This is a genomic window from Verrucosispora sp. CNZ293 (assembly GCF_002754655.1).
In genome coordinates, this window is record NZ_PEFR01000001.1 from 4283509 (window position 1) to 4303715 (window position 20207).

Consider the following 20207-nt stretch of genomic DNA (forward strand, 5'->3'; position numbering starts at 1 on the left):
TCAGGCGCCGGCCAGCTCGTATCCGGCCTCGTCCACGGCGGCGCGCACCGCGTCCTCGGACAACGGCTTGTCACTCGTGACGGTGACCCGACCGGCGGCCAGGTCCACCTGGACGTCCGTGACGCCCTCGATCGCGCCGATCTCGGTGCTCACCGCGTTGACGCAGTGCCCGCAGGTCATGCCCTGCACCTGGTACGTCGTGCTGACCATGGAACTCTCCTCCTGCTCCTCGGGCGAGCCGAGCACCCGCCCCTCCAGATACCCGCAGGGGGTATTGGCGTATCGACGGTAACATACCCCCCAGGGGTACGTTATTCTTGCCGGCATGAGCACACCCGCGCCGATCCGTGGCTACACCGCCAGCAAGGACCAACTCCTCGCCCGGCTGCGCCGGGTGGAGGGCCAGGTGCGCGGCATCGAGAAGATGGTCGACGACGACCGCTACTGCATCGACGTGCTGACCCAGATCTCCGCCATCCAGGCCGCACTGGACAAGGTCGCCCTCGGCCTGCTCGACGGGCACGCCCGGCACTGCATGCACGAAGGTGCCGCCGAGGGACGCGCCGACGAGATGGCGACCGAGATGATGGCCGCCGTCGGCCGCCTGATGAAACGCGGCTGACCGACCCGCCGACGCACCCGCACGACAGGCGTCGGCAGGTCCGGCTGGTTACCATTCGCACACGATGGCCAGCCGAAATCCGTGCCTCGCGGCCCGAGGTCGTTGCCGGGCGCACACCGACCGGGCCGTCGCGAGCCGATCCACACCTCACGGTACGCAGCCACCTCGCCACGTTCAGGCCATTCAGGCTGCCTTCCGACCCGGTCGTCGGGCGGCACTGAACCGTCTCGCCCATCGACACGTACTCAGCCCTGAAATCGTTGGGAGACACTGAATGGGCGCCGACCACACCCGTTCCGCTCCGCCCACCCCGCCCGGGGTGCGGCGGATACTCGTCGTGACGGTGGTCCCCCTGTTCCTGGCCACCCTGGTCGCCGCCATCGTGCTCTGGCCCCGGGACGCCCCGCGCCCCGAAGCCGCCGACGACGCTCCCCGTCACCACGGCACGGTCACCCGGGTGGTGAGCGAGCCATGCCCACCCAACCCGGTGGTCCCCGAGGGCACCCCGACGGCTGCGGAGGGCCCCTGCGGCACGGTCACCGTCCGGGTGGAGACCGGTCCGGACGAAGGACGGGAGGTGCAGACGCCCATCCCGACCGGGCCCGGGGCACCCCGCGTGGATGTCGACGACGACGTCATCCTGGTCTCGCTCACCGACCCCGAGGACCCCTCGGTCAGCACCTACAACATCGCCGAGCACCAGCGCGGCAAGCCGCTGGTCTGGCTGGCCGTGCTCTTCGCCGCCGCCATCGTCGCGTTCGGGCGGTTGCGGGGCCTGGCGGCGCTGGGCGGCCTGGCCGCCAGCTTCGCCATCCTGCTGACCTTCGTGCTGCCCGGCATCAGCGCCGGCCGGCCGCCTCTCGTGGTCGCCATCGTCGGCGCCTCGTTGATCATGTTTGTGGTGCTGTACCTGACCCACGGCATATCCGCCCAGACCTCGGTGGCCGTGCTCGGCACGCTGGCCAGTCTGGTGCTGACCGGGCTGCTCGGGCTGGCCGCGACCGGGGCCACCCACCTGACCGGATTCGGCAGCGAGGACGCCACCACCCTGTCCATGTTCCGCGCCGACGTCGACCTGCACGGCCTGCTGCTGGCCGGCATCATCATCGGCTCGCTGGGGGTGCTCGACGACGTCACGGTCACCCAGGCCGCCGCGGTCAACGAGCTGCGCCATGCCAACCCGAACTTTTCCCGCCGGGAGCTGTACCGCTCGGCCACCCGGGTCGGGCGGGCCCACATCGCCTCGGTGGTCAACACCATCGTGCTGGCGTACGCCGGCGCCTCGCTGCCGCTGCTGCTCCTGCTGACCGCGGACTCCCGCGCGCTGGGCCAGATCCTGACCAGTGAGTTTCTCACCACGGAGATCGTCCGAAGCGTGGTCGCCACGCTCGGGCTGATCGCCGCGGTGCCGCTGACCACCGCGCTCGCCGCGCTGGTCAGCACCGCCGGGCGCGGCGACGCCGGCACCCCCACCGGTGAGCCCGCCCCCGTAGTTCCCCGGCCGGCGACGGACCGGGCCGAGGCGCTCCGCGCCCTCAGCGCACCACCCACTCGAAACACGTCCCCCGCCACCCCTTCGGGGTGGCCCGACCCGGACAGGAGCACGGACACCACATGGTGACACTCCTCAGTGTGACCGCCCCTGCCGATGCGGCTCGAAACCGTGTCGCTGGTCACTCAAAGCGATTACGAAATGACGCATCTCGTCGGGTTCGGGGCGTAGAAGCACAGATGGACTGTCGGGTAACCTCACTGCCGGTCACCGCCGGAGGCGCGCAGCGGCGCCAGCGGTGCCACCGCCCAATCGCCGTCAGGCGAGCCGGGAACCCAGGTACGTGGGGTGAATCCGCGAAAGCGGTAGGGGCCACTTCCGTCCCGAACCCGTCAGCTAACCCGGTCGGCGGTCGATGGAAGGGAAAACAGTGACGGCACCCCTACGCCGCTGGTTGACACCCGTGGTGGCCGTGTTCGCCGCGTTCGCGGTATTCGCCGGTCCGATGCCGGCTATGGCCGCGCCGAACAACCCCAAGCCGGCGGAGCACGACGACGACCCGCCGATGCTCAACGATCTGATCGAGGCGGCCAACCGGGACTACTCCAAGGCCAAGGCGAAGCTGGAGAAGTCCAAGAAAAGGCAGCTGAAACTGGCGGTCGAGGTCCGCTCCGCGCAGGCCGACCTGGACGCGCTCTCCCCGCAGGTCGCCCAGATCGCCACCCAGTCGTACCGGACGGGCCGGGTCGGCGCGATCGCCATGCTGTTGCAGAGCAACGCACCGGACTCGTTCATCGACCGGGCCTCGGCACTCGACGAGCTGAACCTGGTGAACGACAAGAAGCTGGGCGAGGTCAACGCGATCAAGATTCGCGCCGAGCAGGCCAAGCTCGCGCTCGACGCCGAGGTGCGCGAGCAGAAGAAGCTGACCAACGACATGGCGCGCAAGAAGACCGAGGCGGAGAAGTCGCTCCGGCTGGTCGGTGGTGTCGGCCTGACCGGCGGGCTGGTGGACGCCACCTCGCCGGTGGCGCGGATCGCGCCGAACCGGGCCTCGGACGGCGGCTGGAAGCCGGAGTCGTGCAGCCAGAACGACCCCACCACGTCGGGCTGCATCACGCCCCGGACGCTGCACATGTACAAGGAGGTCAAGCGGGCCGGCTTCAACAGGTTCGTCGGCTGCTTCCGCCCGGGCGACAAGTTCGAGCACCCCAAGGGCCGGGCCTGTGACTGGTCGTTGCAGAACAGCGGCTTCAGCCCGTGGCACAACAACGACACCCGGATCTACGGCAACAATCTGGCGGCCTTCCTGGTCCGCAACGCCGACCGGCTGGGCGTCTACTACGTGATCTGGAATCGGCAGATCTGGTTCGCGGCGACCGAGCGCTGGAGTTCCTACAGCGGTCCGTCCAACCACACGGACCACGTTCACGTGTCACTGCTCTGATCGCCCGACGCAACGCACCGAGGGCCGTCCCCGCCGGTTGGCGGGACGGCCCTCGTCGTCAGGGAGCGGTCGCCAGCGCGCCGGCCAGGTCGGCGGGTTCCGCGGCCACCGCCCGCACCTCACCGGCGGCCAGCCGGTACGACATGCCGACCACCGCGCACCGTCCGGTGGCCACCTCAGCCGCGAGGGTCGTGGAGGATTCCAGCATCGCCTCGACGGTCCGCGCGATGTGGATGTCCACGATCCCGTCCAGTTCCTGCACTCCAGCCTCCTGGGCCCGACGCAGGCTGGGCACCACGGCGTCGACCACGGCACCCAGGTGGCCCGGGGGCGTGGTGGCGGTGGCGAGTGCCTCGCGGGCCGCCTGTACGGCACCGCACGAGTCGTGCCCGAGCACCACCACGAGCGGCGTACGCAGCACGGCCACGGCGTACTCCACGCTGCCCAGCACCTCAGGGCCGACGGTGTGCCCGGCGGTGCGGACCACGAAGAGGTCACCCAGCCCGCGATCGAAGATGATCTCGGCGGCGAGCCGGGAGTCGGAGCAGCCGACGATCACCGCGAAGGGGTGCTGTTCGGCCGCGACGGCGGCCCGCCGCCCGGCATTCTGGTTGGGATGCCGCAGCGTGTCGGTGACGAACCGTCGGTTGCCGGCGAGCAGTTCGGCGAGAGCCCGTTGCGGGGCGCCGGGAAGGTCTGCGGTGAGCAGTTCGCGTTCGGGCCCCGGCTGCGGACCGGGAGTTGCGGGTCGACTCATCCGGCTGTACCTCTTCTCCGTGAGGAATGCCTGGTCATCCCGGGCCGGCGCTGGTCACGGGCTGCCAACACCGTCACATGCGACATAACGCACGTCAAGCTATACGTGATATGCATTTCATGCATCAGCCAACGCTTGCGTCGGATCGATCCCGCACCCCCGGTGGCAGCGCCACCCGGGCACCCGAACGGCAGGTCATACGATGGCGGACATGGCGAGCACTGACGGACGGGAAAACGCGCGGAATTGGACCTTCCTCACGAACCACGCGCACGTCCTGCTCGCCATCGCCCGTAACCCCACGGCCCGGCTGCGCGACGTCGCGACCGAGGTCGGCGTCACCGAACGTGCCGCCCAGGCGATCGTCGCCGACCTCGAAGCCGGCGGCTACCTGCACCGCACCCGGGTGGGCCGACGCAACGAGTACACCCTCAACCCGGCCGGGCGGTTCCGCCACCCGGCGGAGGCCGACCACCAGGTCGGCGACCTGCTGGCTCTCTTCACCAAGGAGCAGGTGACCGGCACCGCCGACCAGTGAGCCCGGCAGCCGTCCCGATCGGACCACGTGGCGCGCTTCACCCACCCCGGACGATCGCCGCGCTGCGATCACGTCGACGGCGGGATAGGTTGGACCGGTGCCGTCGCCAGCTTTCGCCCGTCCACTGTGGCCGGCAACGCTGTGCGCACTGCGTGAGCTGACCCGGTTCGCACTGGCCTCGCTCGTGCTCGCCGTCGGCCTCGGCGGGGCCGTGGCGGTCGATCCGCCGGCCGGGTCCGCCACCGTCTCGCCGGTGTCCGCGACTGTCGCCATCGACCCACCCGCCAGCACGCTGGTGGGGGTCCAGCCGGTCGTCGAGCCCGGCCAGGCGGTCGACGCCGGCCCGGAGCGACGCGAGTCGGCGAGCACCGCACAGATCCGGCCGGAACGTGCCGAGGCCGCGTCGGTCGGCATCGCCCGGGTCGATCATCATGTCGCGGTTTCCGCCGTCCGCGCTGGCGAGCCGACCCGGCGCGGCCCACCCTCCGGCTGACCGACGGCAGCCCGGCCGGCCGATCGAACCACGCGCAGCCCTCGCCGGCCGGTACGCCAGCGGCGGCCCGACGGCCGACCGACCGCACCCCGTCGGTGCCTTGGCAGGTGGTCCCGGGACCGCCAGGCGATCCCGATCCAGCCGACCTGACAGCGCGCACCGAGCCGCCCGCCACCCAGCCGTCACCTGCGTCCACCACAGTCGACGACTCATCCCGACCGCGAGGTGTTGATGATGCGTACCGCCCTCTCCTCCGTCCTGCTCGACGCGCCCCGCGCCGCCGCCATCTGGCTGGGGCTGCTCGGCGTGGTGACGCTCGCCGTCGCCGGCCTGCTGCTGCGACCCCGGCTCTTCCGCTTCGACGCCGGCACCCGCATCCGCGAGGCCGCGCTGCCGAGCCGGTCCGAACACTCCGAGCATCGACGTGACCAGGAACGCTGGGCCGAAGAGGTGACGGTCGCCGCGGACCGGGCCGACGCCACGGCCCGGCACCGCCGCGACGAGTGGCTGGCCGCGCAGGACGAGGCCGAGCAGGCGTGGCGGGCGTACGAGGCGGCCGAGGCGGACGTGCGTCGGCTCTCCGGTGCCGCCTGCATGCCACTGCCGCAGACCAGCCGCACTCCCGCCGAGTACGCCGACCGGGAGCGCTGGCTGCACCGGGCCGCCCTGGACGCGTACTGGCGGCGGGAACTGTCCGTGGAGCAGCTCAGCGACGTTTTCGCGCATCGTGGCTGGGACCCCAGGTTGCACCCGGTCGAGCAGGAGTTGATGCTGCGCCGAGCGGTACGCGACCACCTGCTGGCCCGGCAACGGACGGCTCGGGAACGGGAGCAGACCACCTGGCGCGCTGCGGAACTCGCCGCCGCGGCGGCCCGCAGCCTGCGGGAGGAGGCGGTCTGCGCGCTGTTGCCGGTGACCGAGGAGCGCGAGTTCGTCCTGCCACTGACCACGCCGGGTACCGCCGAGCAGACCCGGGAGATTCCGGCGGTGGTCGTCGGGCCGGCACCGGTCGCCGCGTACTGAGCCGGGTCTCGCGAGCCGAACGCTCCCCGCCTCGACCTCCGGCAACTAGGGTCGGTGTCGAAGTCCTCGTCGGGCCGAGGCGGTGCGCAGGCCACCGTCGGTCGGGACTTCGGCCAGGCCCTGGCGTGGAATCGGTGTCGGGAGGACGTCGATCGGGTACCGACCTCGCCGGACATCGAGGAGGGCCGACGTGGTCGCAGAGAATGGCGGGCAAACCCCCGACGAGCCGGCAGATCGGAGCGCCGGCCCGCGCCAGACATGGGCGGCCCTGCCGTGGCTGATCCGCTCCGCTGTGGTGTGGAGCGCCTGCCTGGTGGTGATCGCCGCCGGGCTCTGGCTGCTGGCCCGGATCACGCTGCTGGTCACCCCCCTGGCCATCGCCGTGGCCGCGACCCTCTTCCTCGCCGCGCTGCTCGACCCGGTACAACTGGCGCTGCGCCGGCTACGGCTGCCCGCCGCGCTCGCCGCCCTGCTCACCGTCCTGCTCCTGCTCGGCGTCCTGGGCGGCGTCGGCGTGCTGGCCTGGAGTCTGACCGCCGACCAGTTCAGCGAGTTGGGTGACGAGCTGGGGCAGGGCCTGGAACGCACCCGGGACTTCGTCACCTCCACCCTGCCGGTCACCGACGAACAGCTCGACGGGCTGCTCGCCCAGGTGCGTCAGACGGTCAGCCAGCAGGAGGTGGATCCGGTCGCCAGCGCCCGCACGGTGACCGAGGTGGTCGGCTCCGCCCTGCTCGCCCTCGTGCTGCTGTTCTTCCTGCTCAAGGACGGCCGGGAAATGTGGCACTGGACGCTGCGCCGGGCCGCCGGGCGCAACCGGGAGATCGCCGCCAAGGCGGGCCGGGTCGGCTGGCGGACCCTCGGCTCGTACACCCGAGGCACCATGCTGATCGCCGGCATCGACGCTGTTGGCATCGGCCTGGCGCTGGTGCTGCTCGATGTCCCGTTGGCACTGCCACTCGCGTTGATCACGTTCATCGGCGCGTTCGTGCCGATCGTCGGTGCCACAGTGGCCGGCGCGGTCGCGGTACTTGTGGCACTTGCCGCCAACGGTCCCACCACCGCCCTGCTCACCCTGGCCGCCGTGATCGCCGTCCAACAGATCGAGGGCAACCTGCTGGAGCCACTGGTGATGAAGCGCCAGGTACGGCTGCATCCGGTGGTGATCCTGGTCGCGGTGACCGCCGGCACCCTCATCGCCGGCATCGCAGGGGCCTTCGTGGCGGTTCCGATCACCGCTGTCGTCTGGCGCGTGATCGACACCGTGCAGCGGCAACGGCAGACCACCGCAGCGACCACCGGTTCCGAGTCCGGTCCACCCGCACCACCAGCCCCGACCGCGCCGCCCGCCCGTCCGTCGTCGCCGCCACCCGGGCCGGACCCCGAACCCGCCTGACGGCGCAGCCAGCCACTCGACCCGCAGAGCACGCCGGCCCGAGGCGGGGCCCGCGCCGCCCGGGGCCGGGGTGGGCGGGTGCGTGGTCTATGCGGCGGTGGTGTGCGGGTGCAGGTGGTCGTGGAACCAGTCGGCGGCAGCCTCGGCGACCTGGTCCAGGGTGCCCGGCTCCTCGAAGAGATGCGTCGCGCCGGGAATCACCCGTAGGTTGGCCCGGGACGTCAGCTGGCCGAGCGCCTGCTGGTTGAGGGCGATCACCTGTTCGTCGAGACCACCCACCAGGAGCAGCGTGGCGGCGCGCACCTGGCCGAGCGCGGAACCGGCCAGGTCGGGGCGGCCACCCCGGGAGACCACCGCTCGCACCAGATCCGGCCGACGCGCCGCGGCGACCAGGGCGGCGGCGGCTCCCGTACTCGCACCGAAGAGGCCGACCGGGGCCGCGCCGAACGGCCGCTCGGTGGCCAGCCAGTCCACGACTCCGGCGAGGCGGTCGGCCAGCAGCCCGATGTCGAAACGCAGCTCGGCGGTGACCGCGTCCACCCGGTCCTCGGCCGGGGTGAGCAGGTCCACCAGGACGGTGCCGAGTCCACCACGATTGAGCTGGCGAGCCACTGCGACGTTGCGCGGGCTGTGCCGGGAACTGCCGCTGCCGTGGGCGAACAGCACAGCCCCGACCGGCTGCGCCGGCACCAGCAGATCAGCCGGGAGCAGCACCTCGCCCGCCGGGATCGTCGCCGCTTCGCCGCGTACGTCCATCTCGTCCCCCAGTTGCCGACTCGCCCGCCCGGATACCCGGCCCGGACGACGACACGCCCCCGGTCGCCCTGGGGTTTGCGCCGGGGGGTGCCGGGTAGCCGACGGGCGACCGCAGACGGACCGGCGTCACCGGCGCCCCCGACAGATCGCGAGGACCGTCATGGCGCATCACCAGCGTGAGCCCGTGCAGTCCGCCGCCGAACGTGAGCGGCGGGAACAGGACGACAAGCGCGGACGGGACTGGGCGGACGACGCGGCCCAGGCACGTTCGGCCGACGATCCCCGGGCGAGGACGCCCCACGACGCCACCGGCCACCCCTCTCAGGGTGAGCCGATCTGACGACGGCGCAGCCGGATCAGGCCGGGTTCTCCGGCAGCCGGAGCAGCGGCGCTCGGCCGGGCGCCTGCTCCGGCATCGGCAGGTCGGTACGCGGCGGCGGATTGGGCACGGTCACCGGCTCGTCGCAGGTGACGCGCACCGGCTTACCGTGGTGCCGCAGCTCGATGACCGCGTCCGGGGCGGCGTGGTGCAGGGCGTACCTCGTGTCGTGGCCGCGTACCTCGACCCGTAGCCGCATGCCGCACCACTGGAGCGAGAACGACAGGGCGTTGAGCCGGCTCGACAGGCACGGCGCGAAGGACAGCGTCCCGTCATGGTCCCGCAGGCCACCGAACCCGGCCACCAACGCGATCCAGGCGCCCGCGAGCGAGGCCATGTGCACCCCGTCGCGGGTGTTCTCGTTCAGGTCGTGCAGGTCCATCAGTGCGGCCTCGCGCAGGTAGCTGTGCGCCAGATCGGAGTAACCGACCTCCGCCGCCAGCACCGCCTGCGTGCAGGCCGACAGTGACGAGTCGCGGACCGTACGCCGCTCGTAGTACATGAAGTTGCGCAGCTTCTCCTCGGTGGTGAAGGCGTCGCCACGCCAGTGCATGGCCAACTCCAGGTCGGCCTGCTTGATCACCTGCTTGCGGTACAGGTCGAAGTACGGATAATGCAGCAGCAACGGGTACTTGTCCGGTGGAGTCTGCTCGAAGTCCCATTCCTGCAACCGGGTGAAGCCCTCCACCTGCTGATGCACCCGGAGTTCCTCGTCGTACGGGATGTGCATGGCCGCGGCGGCGTCCCGCCACGCGGCGGCCTCCTCGTCGGTGACCCGGAGGTGGAACGCGTCGTCGCGGTACCGCATCGCCACCTCGGCGGCGGTCCGCAGGTTCCGCTGAGCCATCAGGTTCGTGTAGATGTTGTCGTTCTTGACGGCCGTGTACTCGTCGGGGCCGGTGACCCCGTCGATGTGGTAGTCACCGTTGCGGTCGTGGTGCCCCAGCGAGCGCCACAGCCGGGCCGTCTCGACCAACAGCTCCAGCCCGATCTCCCGCTCCAAGTCCCGGTCGCCGGTCACCAGCACGTAGCGGCGCAGCGCGTCGGCGATGCCGGCCGCGATGTGGAACGCGGCGGTGCCCGCCGGCCAGTACCCCGACGACTCCGGCCCCTCGATGGTGCGCCACGGGAAGGCGGCACCGGCCAGGTTAAGCGTCCGGGCCCGCTCCCTGGCCTGCTCAAGGGTGGAGAAGCGCCAGTACAACGCATCCCGTACGGCCGCCGGATGGGTGTATGTCAGCACCGGCAGGACGAACATCTCGGTGTCCCAGAAGGCGTGCCCGTCGTACCCGGGGCCGGTGAGCCCCTTGGCGGAGATGGGCCGTCGTTCCGCCCGCGCGCCCGCTTGGAGCACGTGGAACAGGCCGAACCGGACCGCCTGCTGCACCTCCGGGTCGCCGTCGACCACGACGTCGGCGGCGTCCCAGAACTCGTCCAGGTACTCCCGCTGCTCACGGACCAACCCGTCCCAGCCGTCCAGCTTCGCCGCGGCCAACGCGGCACCCACCTGGTCGCGCAGCGCCGGCAGCGAACGCCGGCTGGACCAACCGTAGGTCAGGTACTTGACCACCTGGAGCTGCTGCCCCGGCTCCAACACGCAGGCCACCGTGGTACGCACCCAGTCCTCGTACCCCTCGGAGCCGACGGACGTCCGGGCCGGCGAGGCCACCTCGTGGTCCATGGCGGCGGCGACCCGCAGCCCGGAGACCTTCGTCTGATGGATCAGCAGCCCACCGGCGGGGGTGGTCAGCTCCTCCTCCGCCTGCAACGGCGACTCCAGGACCGCGGCGACACGCGGGTCACGGCTCTGCGGCGGCAACGTCTCGTTGGCCACCAGCTCCGACTGGATGATCAGCCGCAGCGGCTTGCCGTCGGCCACCTCCACCTCGTAGCGGATCGCGGCCACCGAGCGCTGCCGGAAGGAGACCAGCCGGGTGCTGTTCACCCGGACCTCGCGGCCGGCCGGTGAGCGCCAGTGCAGCGACCGGTGCAGCGTGCCGGCGCGCATGTCGAGGATCCGCTCGTGGGCGAGCACCTCGCCGTAACGTACGTCGAGCGGCTCGTCGTCGACCATCAGCCGGATCAGTTTGCCGTTCGTGACGTTGACGATGGTCTGGCCGGACTCGGGAAAGCCGAACCCGGCCTCCGCGTACGGCAGGGGCCGCAGCTCGTAGAACGAGTTGAGGTAGGTGCCGGGCAGCCCGTGCGGCTCGCCCTCGTCCAGGTTCCCGCGCAGGCCGACGTGCCCGTTGGACAGTGCGAACACCGACTCGGACTGGGCGAGCACGTCCATGTCCAGCCGGGTCTCCCGGACGTGCCACGGTTCGACCGGGTACGCCCGCTCCCGGATCACTCGGGCCGCCCGACGTCGAGCAGGTCGGCGAGGTCGTCGACCACCACATCGGCGCCGTGGGCGCGCAGTTCGTCGGCCTGGCCGGCCCGGTCCACGCCGACCACGTACCCGAAGCCGCCGGCCCGGCCCGCTTCGACACCGGCCAGCGCGTCCTCGATCACGGCCGCCTGCTCCGGCGCCACGTCGAGCAGTTTCGCCCCGGCGAGGAAGGTGTCCGGGTGCGGCTTGCCACGCAGCCCCTCGGCTCGGGCGGTGAGCCCGTCCACCCGGGCCTCCAGCAGCGGCTCCAGGCCGGCGGCGGCGACCACCTCGCGACCGTTGGCGCTGGCCGTGACGACCGCCCGGCGCAGCCCCGCCGCAGCCACCGCCTTGAGGTACGTCACCGAGCCCGGGTAGACGTCCACCCCGACGGTGCGGATCCGCTCCAGCACCAGCGTGTTCTTCTGGTTGCCGAGGCCGTGCACGGTCTGGGCGCCCGGCGGATCCTCAGGTGACCCCTCCGGCAGCGTGATGTCCCGGGAGGCGAGGAAGGACCGCACCCCGTCGAGGCGGGGGCGACCGTCGACGTAGCGGTGATAGTCCGGCCCCGGGTCGAACGGCCGGTACGGCTCACCGGTCGTGGCCGACCGGCGGCGCAGGTAGTCGTCGAACGTCTCGGTCCAGGCGGCGTTGTGGACCCGGGCGGTCTGCGTGAGCACACCGTCGAGGTCGAACAGAACAGCGGTCACATGATCAGGCAGGCCGAGCATCGTACCAATCTATCCGCCCACCCATATCGGCAAACGCGGTTCCGCCGCATCTGCCCTCGCCCAGCGTGGTCAGAGTCCGGCTGCGGAGTCGTACCGGCGGCGCAGATCGGCCATCTCGGATGCGCCGAGCGCCTCCTTCTCCGCCAACTCCGCGTACTTGGCCGGGAACATCTGATGGAGCCGGTCGATGAACCTGGTGTCCTCGGTCGCCTCGACCACCTGGATGCCCACCGGTTCGGTGGACATGTCCATGATCACCGGACCGGCCAGTTTGACCGCCCAGTCCCAGGTACGCCCCTGCTCGGCGACCCCGCAGAGGTGGAACCCGTAGACCGTCTTCACGTCGGCGAGCACGGTGACCTCGGCCGGCTCGTAGCCGTACACGTGGACCCCGCAGATCACCGCGGGTTTGGTCTCCTCACCCTCGGCGACCTGCTGGACCTCGTGCCCGGCGTGGTTGTGCTGCTCCGGGTCGGCCTGCTCCAGCGTGGTACGCATCCGGTTCACGATCTGCCCGTGCAGGTCCGGCGGCCCCGTCTTCGAATTGGCCGAGCTGACAAGCACGACAGCGCCGGCCGACACCACGAGCAGGATCGCCGCCGCCCACACGTAACGGTGCCGGTACCACCCTGCGAAACTCTCCCGGGAAATCATTATCGCTTCTCACCTCGTCGCCGGTTCTGTGCATTGCGGACCGCTGGGACGCCTCCCGGCACGTCGGGGGTCGACCTTCTCGGTCGGCGCAAGGACAGATGCCGGTGATACGAACGGCGGAACACCGTGCCCGGGTAGGTGTGACCGTTGTGGGTGTAGGTGGCCCAGCTAGGCGGCGCGCAGGCAACTGCCCGAGGTGCTGCGCTGCCGGCACTGCGTTGCTCCCGTGCTGGCCGTGCTCAGCGCGGTTGCCCCCGCGCTGCGGCGATATGAGCCATTCCAGCACGCTTGGGCCCACCCCGGCAACATCGACGACCCTCAACGGTCGCTCGGCGGTCGCTCGACGGCGAGACCGGCGCAGGATGCCGCATGTCGGGCGATCCTTGGGTCGGTAAGGCCCGACATCCCGCATCCCGGGCGCTTCACAGGGCGGAAGAGGCCACGATGCCGCATGTCGCGGCAGGCCGACAAGGCCGGGCATTCCGGTCCGCGACGGGCCGGGGGGTCGGGGGTCAGTTCGGGCGCAGGGTCCAGATGACAGTCATCTCCGAGGTGGGCTTGCCCGCCTCGGTGGCGATCTCCACGCGTACCGGGAATTCCGGTCGCTCGCCGGCCTCCAGCTCCGCGACCACCTCGGCTGGCGGGCGACCGAGCCGCGCCGTCGCCCGCACCGGGCCCAGGGCGAGCTTGCGGTACGCGATCTCCGCCCGCACGGCCAGCGGCGTGGCCCGATCGAGCAGGTGACCGAACGCGGCGAGCACCACCGCACCGGAGGCCGTCTCCCCGAGGGTGAACATGGCCCCGGCGTGCGGGCCGCCGACGTGATTGTGGGTAGCCGGCGAGTCGGGCAGCCGGACCACGGCCCGCACCGCACCGTCCGCCTCCGGCGCCACCTCGACGAATTCGAAACCGAGCGTACGAGCGAACGGCACCGCCTCAAGCATGCCGGCCGCCACCTGCCGCGAGTCGATGGTCACCCCCCAGACACTACCCGCCGGTAACTTCGTCAGGCAAGACGCGATCCGTGGCAGTGCGGGTGGCCGACACGCCGCTTCCGGAACACCTGTACTGCCACAGTTCCGGTCCACTCCGTGGGTCAGCGCCAGCCGACGTCGATGCGGTCGCCGCGATCGTCGAAGAAGTGCAGGGCGTCCATGCGCACCTGGACCGCGAGCGGATGACCGGCGGTGACGGCCGGATACGGCGCGAGCCGTACCGCGAGTTCGGCCGGGCGGCGGTGGTGGCGACCCGGGTCGTGCAGCACGCTTGTCCGGTTGCCGTTGCTCCCGGGCGGCGCCGACTCGCCTGCGGTCCGCCCCTTGATCCGCTGCATCACCTGACCGAACCGGCGCAGGCCGCGCTGGCCGGGCGGGGTTTCCGTGTCCACCGGCCCGCCGATGTCGTCCACCATGATGGCGGTCGCGCCGATGTCGAGGAAGGCGAGCGACTCGTGACCGTGGTGTTCCAGGTAGCGGATCCGACCCTGGAGCACGTCACCGGGGGTGTCCGGGGCGACCGGGGTGAGTGCCTCGGCCCGCATGCCGACCACGATCCGCTCACCGTGGTAGTGCGCCACGGACCGGCTGCGGATGTCGTCCCAGGGCAGGTAGAGCGCCTGCTCGCCGAGGGTGAGCGTGACGTAGCGGTCGAGGTGGACGTAGACCGACGCCTCCAGCAGGTTCATCCGGGGGCTGCCGAGGAACGCGGCCACGTAGAGCGTCGCCGGTCGGCCGTACACCTGGGTCGGGGTGCCCACGTCCTGAAGGACACCCTTTCGCATGATGGCGACCCGGTCGGCCATGGTCAGCGCCTCGGCCTGGTCGTGCGTCACGTAGATGGTGGTGACACCCAGCTCGCGGGTCAGGCCGGAGATCTCCGCCCGCAGCTCCGCGCGCAGACCGCTGTCCAGGTTGGACAGCGGCTCGTCCATCAGGAACAGCCCTGGCCGGCGGACGATCGCCCGACCCATCGCGACCCGCTGCCGCTGACCACCGGAGAGCTGGCTGGGCCGCCGGGCCAGCACGTCCCCGATGCCGAGCGCGCTTGCCACGTCGGTGACCCGCTCGCCGCGCGGCGTCGGCTCGACACCCGCCAGTTTGAGCGGGAAGGCGATGTTGTCGTTGACGCTCATGTGCGGGTAGAGCGCGAAGTCCTGGAAGACCATCGCGATTCTCCGCTCCCGGGGCGGCAGGTCGTTTGCCAGTTCGCCGTTGAGCATGACCGCACCACTTGTCGGGTCCTCCAGGCCCGCGACCATCCGCAGCACCGTCGACTTGCCACAGCCGGACGGCCCGAGCAGCACCATGAACTCACCGTCGTTCACGTCGAGGTTGATGCTGTCGACCGCGACCGTGCCGTCCCGGAAGACCTTTGTAACATCCTTGAGCGCGACGGTGGTCACCGTCTCCTCCCCCACCTCGTCCACGACACCCCGAATGACTGTGGCCAGGATCATGCGGATGGCACATCGGGTAAACGTGCCATGTTTGAATCGTGACAGACGTATTACGTTCCATCGATTAGCGGCGATTGGGCGGAACTTCCAACTCAGACGGGTTCTCGCCGAGGAACACCCGGCGTACCACCCGCTCGGCGGCCCGCCCGTCCTCCAGGGCGCAGAACCGCTCTCGGAAGCGCGCCCGGGCCTGCTCAGCGTCCGGTGACCGCAGCGCACCCGAGCGGAAGATGTCGAGCAGTTCGGTGAAGGTGCGCGCCACCGGGCCCGGCGGCTCCGCGGTGATGTCCAGGTAGACGCCCCGGGTCAGGCGGTAGGCGTCCCAGTCGGGGGCGTAGATGACGATCGGCCGGTCCAGCACGGCGTAGTCGAACATCGCCGACGAATAGTCGGTGACCAGCACGTCGGCGGCCAGGTACAGGTCCTCGACCCGGGGATGGGTGCTGACGTCCAGGACGCGGGCACGGGCGGCCGGCGGTGGCCGCCGGTCCCGGTCATGGAAGTAGTGGCTGCGCATCAGCAGCAGGCCGGCGGGACCGAGCGCGTCGAGGAAGCGTTCCGGGTCGAACGGCGGCCGGTACCGGGGCAGATGCTCCCGGTGGGTCGGCGCGTACAGCACGACCTGCTCACCGAGGCCGGCGTCGAACTCCGCACGCAGCCGCAGCACATCCTCGGCGGTCGAGGTCACCAGCCGGTCGTTGCGCGGGTATCCCACCTCCAGGGTGGTGTACCCGGCCGGATAGGCGCGTTCCCACATCTGGGTGGAGAAGCTGTTCGAGGTGACGCTGAAGTCCCACCGGTCCACCCGGCGCAGCAGTCCGGCGAAGTCCATCCCGCCCGCGCCCAGCGGATACCGCTGCTGGTCCAGCCCCATCACCTTGACCGGGGTGCCATGGTGGGTCTGCACATGCACCGTGCCTGGCCGCTTGCGCACCGAGTCCGGGAAGTTGACATTGTTGATCAGCCAGCGGGCCCGGGCCAGCGTCCGGTGGTAGGCGACGGTCCCCGCCACCACGTACTCGACCCCCTCCGGCAGGGTGTGCACCCGGTCCCGCCTGACGATCCACACCCCCCGGAACTGCGGTGCCAGTCGGCAGGCCGCTTCGTAGATCGCGGCGGGGTTGCAGCTGTAGCCGCGATACCAGTACGCGGCGTAGACGGCCAGGTTCTCCTCCACCGGCCGACGTCGCTCGGTTCGCTGGTACTGACGCAGCACCGCGTCCCGGGCTCGTCGCACGCCGAGCCGGGCCGGTGGCAGCACCCTTTGGCGGGTGCCGCCGGCTACCCGCCAGACGGTCTCCCCCGCCCGGCTCGCGGCGCGCAACGCGCTGAACGTCCGCCACCGCCCGGCCGCCACCAGGCGGTGCTTGAGCCCTTCGACCCCGCTCGGCAGCCGATGCCCGTCAAGCGGTCGGAACCGGGCGTGCTCGATGGCGACCCGGGCGAAGAAGGTCGGTCGCAGTTCGGGCCCGATCCGGTCGCCGTTACCGAGCACCACCAGGTAGTGCCACATCATCCGTTCGAAGATCTTCGGCCGCAGGTCCTCGGCACCGAGCCGGTCCAGCTCCCGGAACACCCGGTGCCACTGCTCGAACACGTCGAAGTGGCGCTCGCCGCGGGTCCTCGTGATCGCGCCCGCACGCCGCTGTCGATAGTTCACACAGACCAGGTCCAGCACTCCGATCCGGTCGGCGGCCAGCAGCGTCGGGTAGCTGAAGGAGACGTCCTCGTACCAGCCGGGCGCGAAGCGCAGCCCCGTGTCGGCCAGGAACTGCCGACGGACCAACCGGTTCCAAGCGGTGTGCAGCAGCTTCACCGTCTCCGGCCGCTCGGCCAGCCGGAACGTGCCAGGACCGGGCGGGACGGGGAAGACATCGGCCATCGCGCTGCGGGTCACCGTGTCGTCCCAGTGCGCGCGTACGTGGTCCACGATCAGCACGTCCGGCCGGGTCTCGCGCAGTCGGGCAGCCACCTCGACCAGGCAGTCCGCCGTCAGCCAGTCGTCGCCGTCGACGAACCAGACGTACTCGCCGACGGCCCGGTCCAGCCCGATGTTGCGGGCCGGGCCCAGCCCGACGTTTCGATCCAGCCGGACGGCTGTCACCCGGTGGTCCCGGTCGGCGTACTCGGCGAGGATGTCGCCGCTACCGTCGGGCGAGCAGTCGTCGATCCCGATCACCTCGATGTCGGCGACCGGTTGGGCGAGGATCGAGTCCAGGCACTCCCGCAGGTAGCCCTGCACCCGGAAGGCCGGGACGACGAAGCTGACAAGCGTCATCGTCCCGGCCCCTCCTCAGCGTGTCGCGCGACCTCCGGCACCCGCCGGCACCCGCGTCGCCCGGGCTGGCCGGACGAACCAGGCCAGCGCCACGCTCGCCACGAAGAGCACCAGAAGGTAAGAACCGAGTGTAGTCAGACCAATACTCACGATTCCGGCGATCGTCGCCAATGCCAGCACCACCGATCGCCCCTCCCAGCCCAGGGTGGCCGCGTGCAGCGGCGGCGCCGGTTGCCGTTTCTCCAGCCGGGCGACCAGATCGTAGTGGTGCAGGGTGAGCACGAAGAGGTACCCGAAGATCAGCCAGAGGGGTGCTCCGCCGATCAGCCCAACCGCGATGGCGAACAGGAACTCGGCCGCCCGCAGCGCCGCCGGCACCAGCCAGTCCAGCGGCCCGTTGTGTGCCGCCCGCGCCCCGGCCGCGCCGGCCAGCAGCACCAGCAGCGCCACCGGCACCGCGACCCACGACATCGCCGGCAGGGCCGTCCACCGCCACCAGTCCGCCGAATCGATCTCGCCGGCCGCGTCGCCGGCCCCGAGCAGGTCCACGGACGGCGCCGGCAGGCGGAGCACCAGTCCGAGCAGGAGCAGGATCGCCGCGCCGAGCGCCGCCACCACCGCGAGCGCCAGCGGCCCCGGTCGACGCAGCACCGGCAGCCGGGCGGCCAGCGGGCCGTCGTCACGATGCAGGGTCGCGTCGAGCGTGTCCAGCACCGGCACCCACATCCAGCGCGCCCGCAGCGTCCGCAGCGCACCGGTGTACGCGAACGCCAGCACGCCCCAGGTCAGCACCGCCAGCAGGGCGATCCGCTGGTCGAAGAGCGCCACGGCCAGCGAGATCAACGCCCACCGTTCGCCGATCGGAAAGACCACGGTGCGCTTGAGCCAGTACGACACCGAGCCGGTGTCCGCCTGCACCCGCGTCGACGCCGCGTTGAGCCGGTCGCCGATCCCACCGCCACCAGCGCCGACGCTCTTCGGCCGGCGGGCCGCCTCGTCGTGCAGCACGCCGTACCACGCGTCGGTCATGTGCCGCACGGTCTGCATGGTCATCGCGGCGATGGCCAACGCCCAGCCGTACCGGAACCCGGCCGCCGTGGCGCCCCAGCCGAGACCGGCGTAGACCAGGTACTCCTTCGCCCGGTCGGCCATCGTGTCCAGCCAGCCGCCCCAGGCACTGAAGTTGCGGGTGTACCGGGCCAACTGGCCGTCCACGCAGTCCAGCACGAACCCGAGATAGAGCAGTACCGCGCCGACGACAAGCAGCGGCCGGCCACCGGCGGCGAACATCGCCGCCGCAGCCGCCGCGAGGGCCACCGAGACCATCGTCACGGCTGTCGGGCTCAGCCCCAGCCGGGCGCAGACCTTCGTCACGTACGGCGACCAGGTGCTGACGAAGAAGGTGGTGAAGAAGTCGTCCTTCTCCTTCACCGACAGCCGCAGCTCGGCCCGATCCTCGTCGACAGCGGCCACCGCCGCCTCCGCCCGGGCCAGGCCGGCGGCCTCGTCGACCCGGTGCGCGACGAGCAGGCGTACCCGCTGCGCGAAGACCAGCGCGCCCTGCGCGGTGAGTGCGGTGAAGAGGCGGTCCACGACGGGACCGGTCGCCGGGTCCGGATGGGCGACCGACCCGACGGGCTCGAGGAGGTCGACCGGGACGGCTCCGGCCGGAAGCCGACCGGCGGTGACCGCACGGGCCGCCGCCACAAGCGCCGGTAGGTCCTCCCGACCGACCCGCACCGCGCCGCCGAAGATGCCGGTGGCCGCACCGCCAACCAACTGTTCGGGGCGGCCTGCCTCGACCACCTGGCCGCGCTCCTCGCGCAGTGCCGTCCGTCCGTCGGTGGGCGGGTCGGTAAGCACCAGCGCCACGGTCGGCCCGACCGGGCTGGTCACCAGGTGCCGCAGTACGGCCGTGTGCGCGACCAGGTCCGCCCCGCTGACCACCACCGGGCCGTCGGCCGACCCGGCCAGATCGGCCAGCTCGTCCAGGTCGGCGACCATCCGCACCTCGGTCGCACCGGCCCTACGCCACTGGGCGGCCAGCCGTTCACCAGTCGTCTCGCCGGTACCCGTCGGCAGGCTCGCGGCCGGTGAACCGGCGGCGAGCACGATCGCGAGGGTCACCGGGGTACCGCGTCTTGGTACGCGGCCAGCGCCTCGGCGATGGTGCCGTCGACGCTCAGCCGGCCCGCGTCGAGGAAGAGACCCCGACGACAGAACCGGGTCAGATCCTTTTCGTTGTGTGACACCAGCACCAGAGTGCGCCCCTCCCCGAGCAGACGGTCGATTGTCGTGTAGCACTTCTCGCGGAACTCGGCGTCACCCACCGCCGTCACCTCGTCCATCAGCAGGATCGGGTGCGGCAGGTGCGAGATGATCGCGAACCCGAGCCGCACCTTCATGCCGGACGAGTAGTGCCGTACCGAGGTGTCGATGGCCCGTTCCACCTGTTCACCGGCGAACGAGACGATCTCGTCGAAGTGCCGCTTCAGGTAGCCCGACGACAGCCCGTGCAGGCCGCCGACCAGGTGCAGGTTCTCCCGCCCGGTCAGGTCGTTGGAGAAGCCGGCGGAGAGTTCCAGCAGCGGCGCGACGTCACCGGAGACCCGGATCCGCCCCTCGTCGGGGATCAGCACCCCGGCGATCAGCCGCAGCAGGGTGCTCTTGCCGGTGCCGTTGCGGCCGATCACACCGACGGTCTCCCCCGGCGCGATCGAGAAGGAGACGTCGCGCAGCGGCCAGAACCGGCCGTCGGAGGCACCCCGCGTACCCCGGTGGATGAACAGTTCCCGCAGCCGCAACTGCCGGCGGC

The 20207-nt window shown here is 71.3% G+C and carries 18 protein-coding genes, 1 pseudogene and 1 riboswitch; of the genes and pseudogenes, 8 read left to right on the forward strand and 11 right to left on the reverse strand.

Going from position 1 to position 20207, the window contains the following annotated elements; translation table 11 throughout:
• Positions 1-210: a copper ion binding protein gene (locus CLT74_RS19445; RefSeq protein ID WP_099852401.1), complete on the reverse strand. Its 210-nt coding sequence runs from the start codon at positions 208-210 to the stop codon at positions 1-3.
• A 115-nt stretch (positions 211-325) separates the two neighbouring features.
• Between CLT74_RS19445 and CLT74_RS19450 the strand changes: the two genes are divergently transcribed.
• From CLT74_RS19450 to CLT74_RS19460, 3 genes are all read left to right on the forward strand, one after another.
• Positions 326-622, forward strand: coding sequence for a metal-sensitive transcriptional regulator (locus tag CLT74_RS19450; protein WP_099847797.1), 297 nt, complete (start codon positions 326-328; stop codon positions 620-622).
• Positions 623-896: 274 nt separating this feature from the next.
• Positions 897-2243, forward strand: a complete 1347-nt coding sequence (locus tag CLT74_RS19455) for a YibE/F family protein (protein ID WP_099847798.1) — start codon at positions 897-899, stop codon at positions 2241-2243.
• Positions 2244-2409: 166 nt separating this feature from the next.
• A riboswitch (cyclic di-AMP (ydaO/yuaA leader) is annotated at positions 2410-2540 on the forward strand.
• Positions 2541-2544: 4 nt separating this feature from the next.
• Positions 2545-3561: a VldE C-terminal domain-containing protein gene (locus CLT74_RS19460; RefSeq protein ID WP_099847799.1), complete on the forward strand. Its 1017-nt coding sequence runs from the start codon at positions 2545-2547 to the stop codon at positions 3559-3561.
• Positions 3562-3619: 58 nt separating this feature from the next.
• Here CLT74_RS19460 and CLT74_RS19465 read toward each other — a convergent pair whose 3' ends face one another.
• Positions 3620-4318 (reverse strand): carbonic anhydrase, encoded by a 699-nt coding sequence (locus CLT74_RS19465; RefSeq protein WP_099847800.1) that lies wholly within the window; start codon positions 4316-4318, stop codon positions 3620-3622.
• A gap of 202 nt (positions 4319-4520) precedes the next feature.
• Here CLT74_RS19465 and CLT74_RS19470 point away from each other — a divergent pair, with 202 nt between their 5' ends.
• From CLT74_RS19470 to CLT74_RS19485, 4 genes are all read left to right on the forward strand, one after another.
• Positions 4521-4856: a MarR family winged helix-turn-helix transcriptional regulator gene (locus tag CLT74_RS19470; protein WP_099847801.1), complete on the forward strand. Its 336-nt coding sequence runs from the start codon at positions 4521-4523 to the stop codon at positions 4854-4856.
• A 97-nt stretch (positions 4857-4953) separates the two neighbouring features.
• Positions 4954-5349, forward strand: coding sequence for a hypothetical protein (locus tag CLT74_RS19475; RefSeq protein WP_099847802.1), 396 nt, complete (start codon positions 4954-4956; stop codon positions 5347-5349).
• A 234-nt stretch (positions 5350-5583) separates the two neighbouring features.
• Positions 5584-6372, forward strand: a complete 789-nt coding sequence (locus CLT74_RS19480) for a hypothetical protein (RefSeq protein WP_099852404.1) — start codon at positions 5584-5586, stop codon at positions 6370-6372.
• Between the two features lie 190 nt (positions 6373-6562).
• The gene (locus CLT74_RS19485) at positions 6563-7768 is read left to right on the forward strand and encodes an AI-2E family transporter (protein WP_099847803.1); all 1206 of its coding nucleotides are present in this window, start codon (positions 6563-6565) and stop codon (positions 7766-7768) included.
• An 87-nt stretch (positions 7769-7855) separates the two neighbouring features.
• On the opposite strand, the gene CLT74_RS19490 is transcribed toward CLT74_RS19485, so the two are convergent.
• The gene (locus tag CLT74_RS19490) at positions 7856-8524 is read right to left on the reverse strand and encodes an alpha/beta fold hydrolase (protein ID WP_099847804.1); all 669 of its coding nucleotides are present in this window, start codon (positions 8522-8524) and stop codon (positions 7856-7858) included.
• A gap of 160 nt (positions 8525-8684) precedes the next feature.
• Between CLT74_RS19490 and CLT74_RS19495 the strand changes: the two genes are divergently transcribed.
• Complete coding sequence (locus tag CLT74_RS19495; RefSeq protein ID WP_099847805.1) at positions 8685-8864, forward strand: hypothetical protein; 180 nt, start codon at positions 8685-8687, stop codon at positions 8862-8864.
• Between the two features lie 16 nt (positions 8865-8880).
• On the opposite strand, the gene CLT74_RS19500 is transcribed toward CLT74_RS19495, so the two are convergent.
• From CLT74_RS19500 to CLT74_RS19535, 8 genes and pseudogenes are all read right to left on the reverse strand, one after another.
• Complete coding sequence (locus CLT74_RS19500) at positions 8881-11256, reverse strand: glycosyl hydrolase family 65 domain-containing protein (protein WP_099847806.1); 2376 nt, start codon at positions 11254-11256, stop codon at positions 8881-8883.
• A complete protein-coding gene (locus CLT74_RS19505; RefSeq protein WP_099847807.1) occupies positions 11253-12005 on the reverse strand; it encodes a beta-phosphoglucomutase family hydrolase in 753 nt (250 codons plus the stop codon). The genes CLT74_RS19500 and CLT74_RS19505 overlap by 4 nt, the downstream gene beginning before the upstream one ends.
• A gap of 69 nt (positions 12006-12074) precedes the next feature.
• The gene (locus CLT74_RS19510; RefSeq protein ID WP_099847808.1) at positions 12075-12659 is read right to left on the reverse strand and encodes a hypothetical protein; all 585 of its coding nucleotides are present in this window, start codon (positions 12657-12659) and stop codon (positions 12075-12077) included.
• A 512-nt stretch (positions 12660-13171) separates the two neighbouring features.
• A complete protein-coding gene (locus CLT74_RS19515; RefSeq protein ID WP_099847809.1) occupies positions 13172-13636 on the reverse strand; it encodes a DUF4442 domain-containing protein in 465 nt (154 codons plus the stop codon).
• Positions 13637-13755: 119 nt separating this feature from the next.
• Positions 13756-15114, reverse strand: coding sequence for an ABC transporter ATP-binding protein (locus tag CLT74_RS19520; protein ID WP_486582421.1), 1359 nt, complete (start codon positions 15112-15114; stop codon positions 13756-13758).
• 64 nt (positions 15115-15178) lie between these two features.
• On the reverse strand, positions 15179-17392 hold the full coding sequence (locus CLT74_RS19525) for a bifunctional glycosyltransferase family 2 protein/CDP-glycerol:glycerophosphate glycerophosphotransferase (RefSeq protein ID WP_099847810.1): 2214 nt from the start codon (positions 17390-17392) through the stop codon (positions 15179-15181).
• A gap of 15 nt (positions 17393-17407) precedes the next feature.
• Positions 17408-19519 carry a CDP-alcohol phosphatidyltransferase family protein gene (locus tag CLT74_RS19530; RefSeq protein WP_099847811.1) on the reverse strand — a complete coding sequence of 704 codons (2112 nt, stop codon included), beginning with the start codon at positions 19517-19519 and terminating at the stop codon, positions 17408-17410.
• A pseudogene (locus CLT74_RS19535) lies at positions 19516-20121 on the reverse strand (ABC transporter ATP-binding protein); the annotation flags it as partial. The gene CLT74_RS19530 and the pseudogene CLT74_RS19535, both read right to left, overlap by 4 nt.
• Positions 20122-20207 lie beyond the last annotated feature (86 nt).

Coding starts and splice junctions, on each gene's coding strand:
- CLT74_RS19445 (WP_099852401.1), bottom strand. CDS start 210: ATGGTCAGCACGACGTACCAGGTGCAGGGCATGACCTGCGGGCACTGC.
- CLT74_RS19450 (WP_099847797.1), top strand. CDS start 326: ATGAGCACACCCGCGCCGATCCGTGGCTACACCGCCAGCAAGGACCAA.
- CLT74_RS19455 (WP_099847798.1), top strand. CDS start 897: ATGGGCGCCGACCACACCCGTTCCGCTCCGCCCACCCCGCCCGGGGTG.
- CLT74_RS19465 (WP_099847800.1), bottom strand. CDS start 4,318: ATGAGTCGACCCGCAACTCCCGGTCCGCAGCCGGGGCCCGAACGCGAA.
- CLT74_RS19470 (WP_099847801.1), top strand. CDS start 4,521: ATGGCGGACATGGCGAGCACTGACGGACGGGAAAACGCGCGGAATTGG.
- CLT74_RS19480 (WP_099852404.1), top strand. CDS start 5,584: ATGCGTACCGCCCTCTCCTCCGTCCTGCTCGACGCGCCCCGCGCCGCC.
- CLT74_RS19490 (WP_099847804.1), bottom strand. CDS start 8,524: ATGGACGTACGCGGCGAAGCGGCGACGATCCCGGCGGGCGAGGTGCTG.
- CLT74_RS19495 (WP_099847805.1), top strand. CDS start 8,685: ATGGCGCATCACCAGCGTGAGCCCGTGCAGTCCGCCGCCGAACGTGAG.
- CLT74_RS19505 (WP_099847807.1), bottom strand. CDS start 12,005: ATGCTCGGCCTGCCTGATCATGTGACCGCTGTTCTGTTCGACCTCGAC.
- CLT74_RS19510 (WP_099847808.1), bottom strand. CDS start 12,659: ATGATTTCCCGGGAGAGTTTCGCAGGGTGGTACCGGCACCGTTACGTG.
- CLT74_RS19520 (WP_486582421.1), bottom strand. CDS start 15,114: ATGATCCTGGCCACAGTCATTCGGGGTGTCGTGGACGAGGTGGGGGAG.
- CLT74_RS19525 (WP_099847810.1), bottom strand. CDS start 17,392: ATGACGCTTGTCAGCTTCGTCGTCCCGGCCTTCCGGGTGCAGGGCTAC.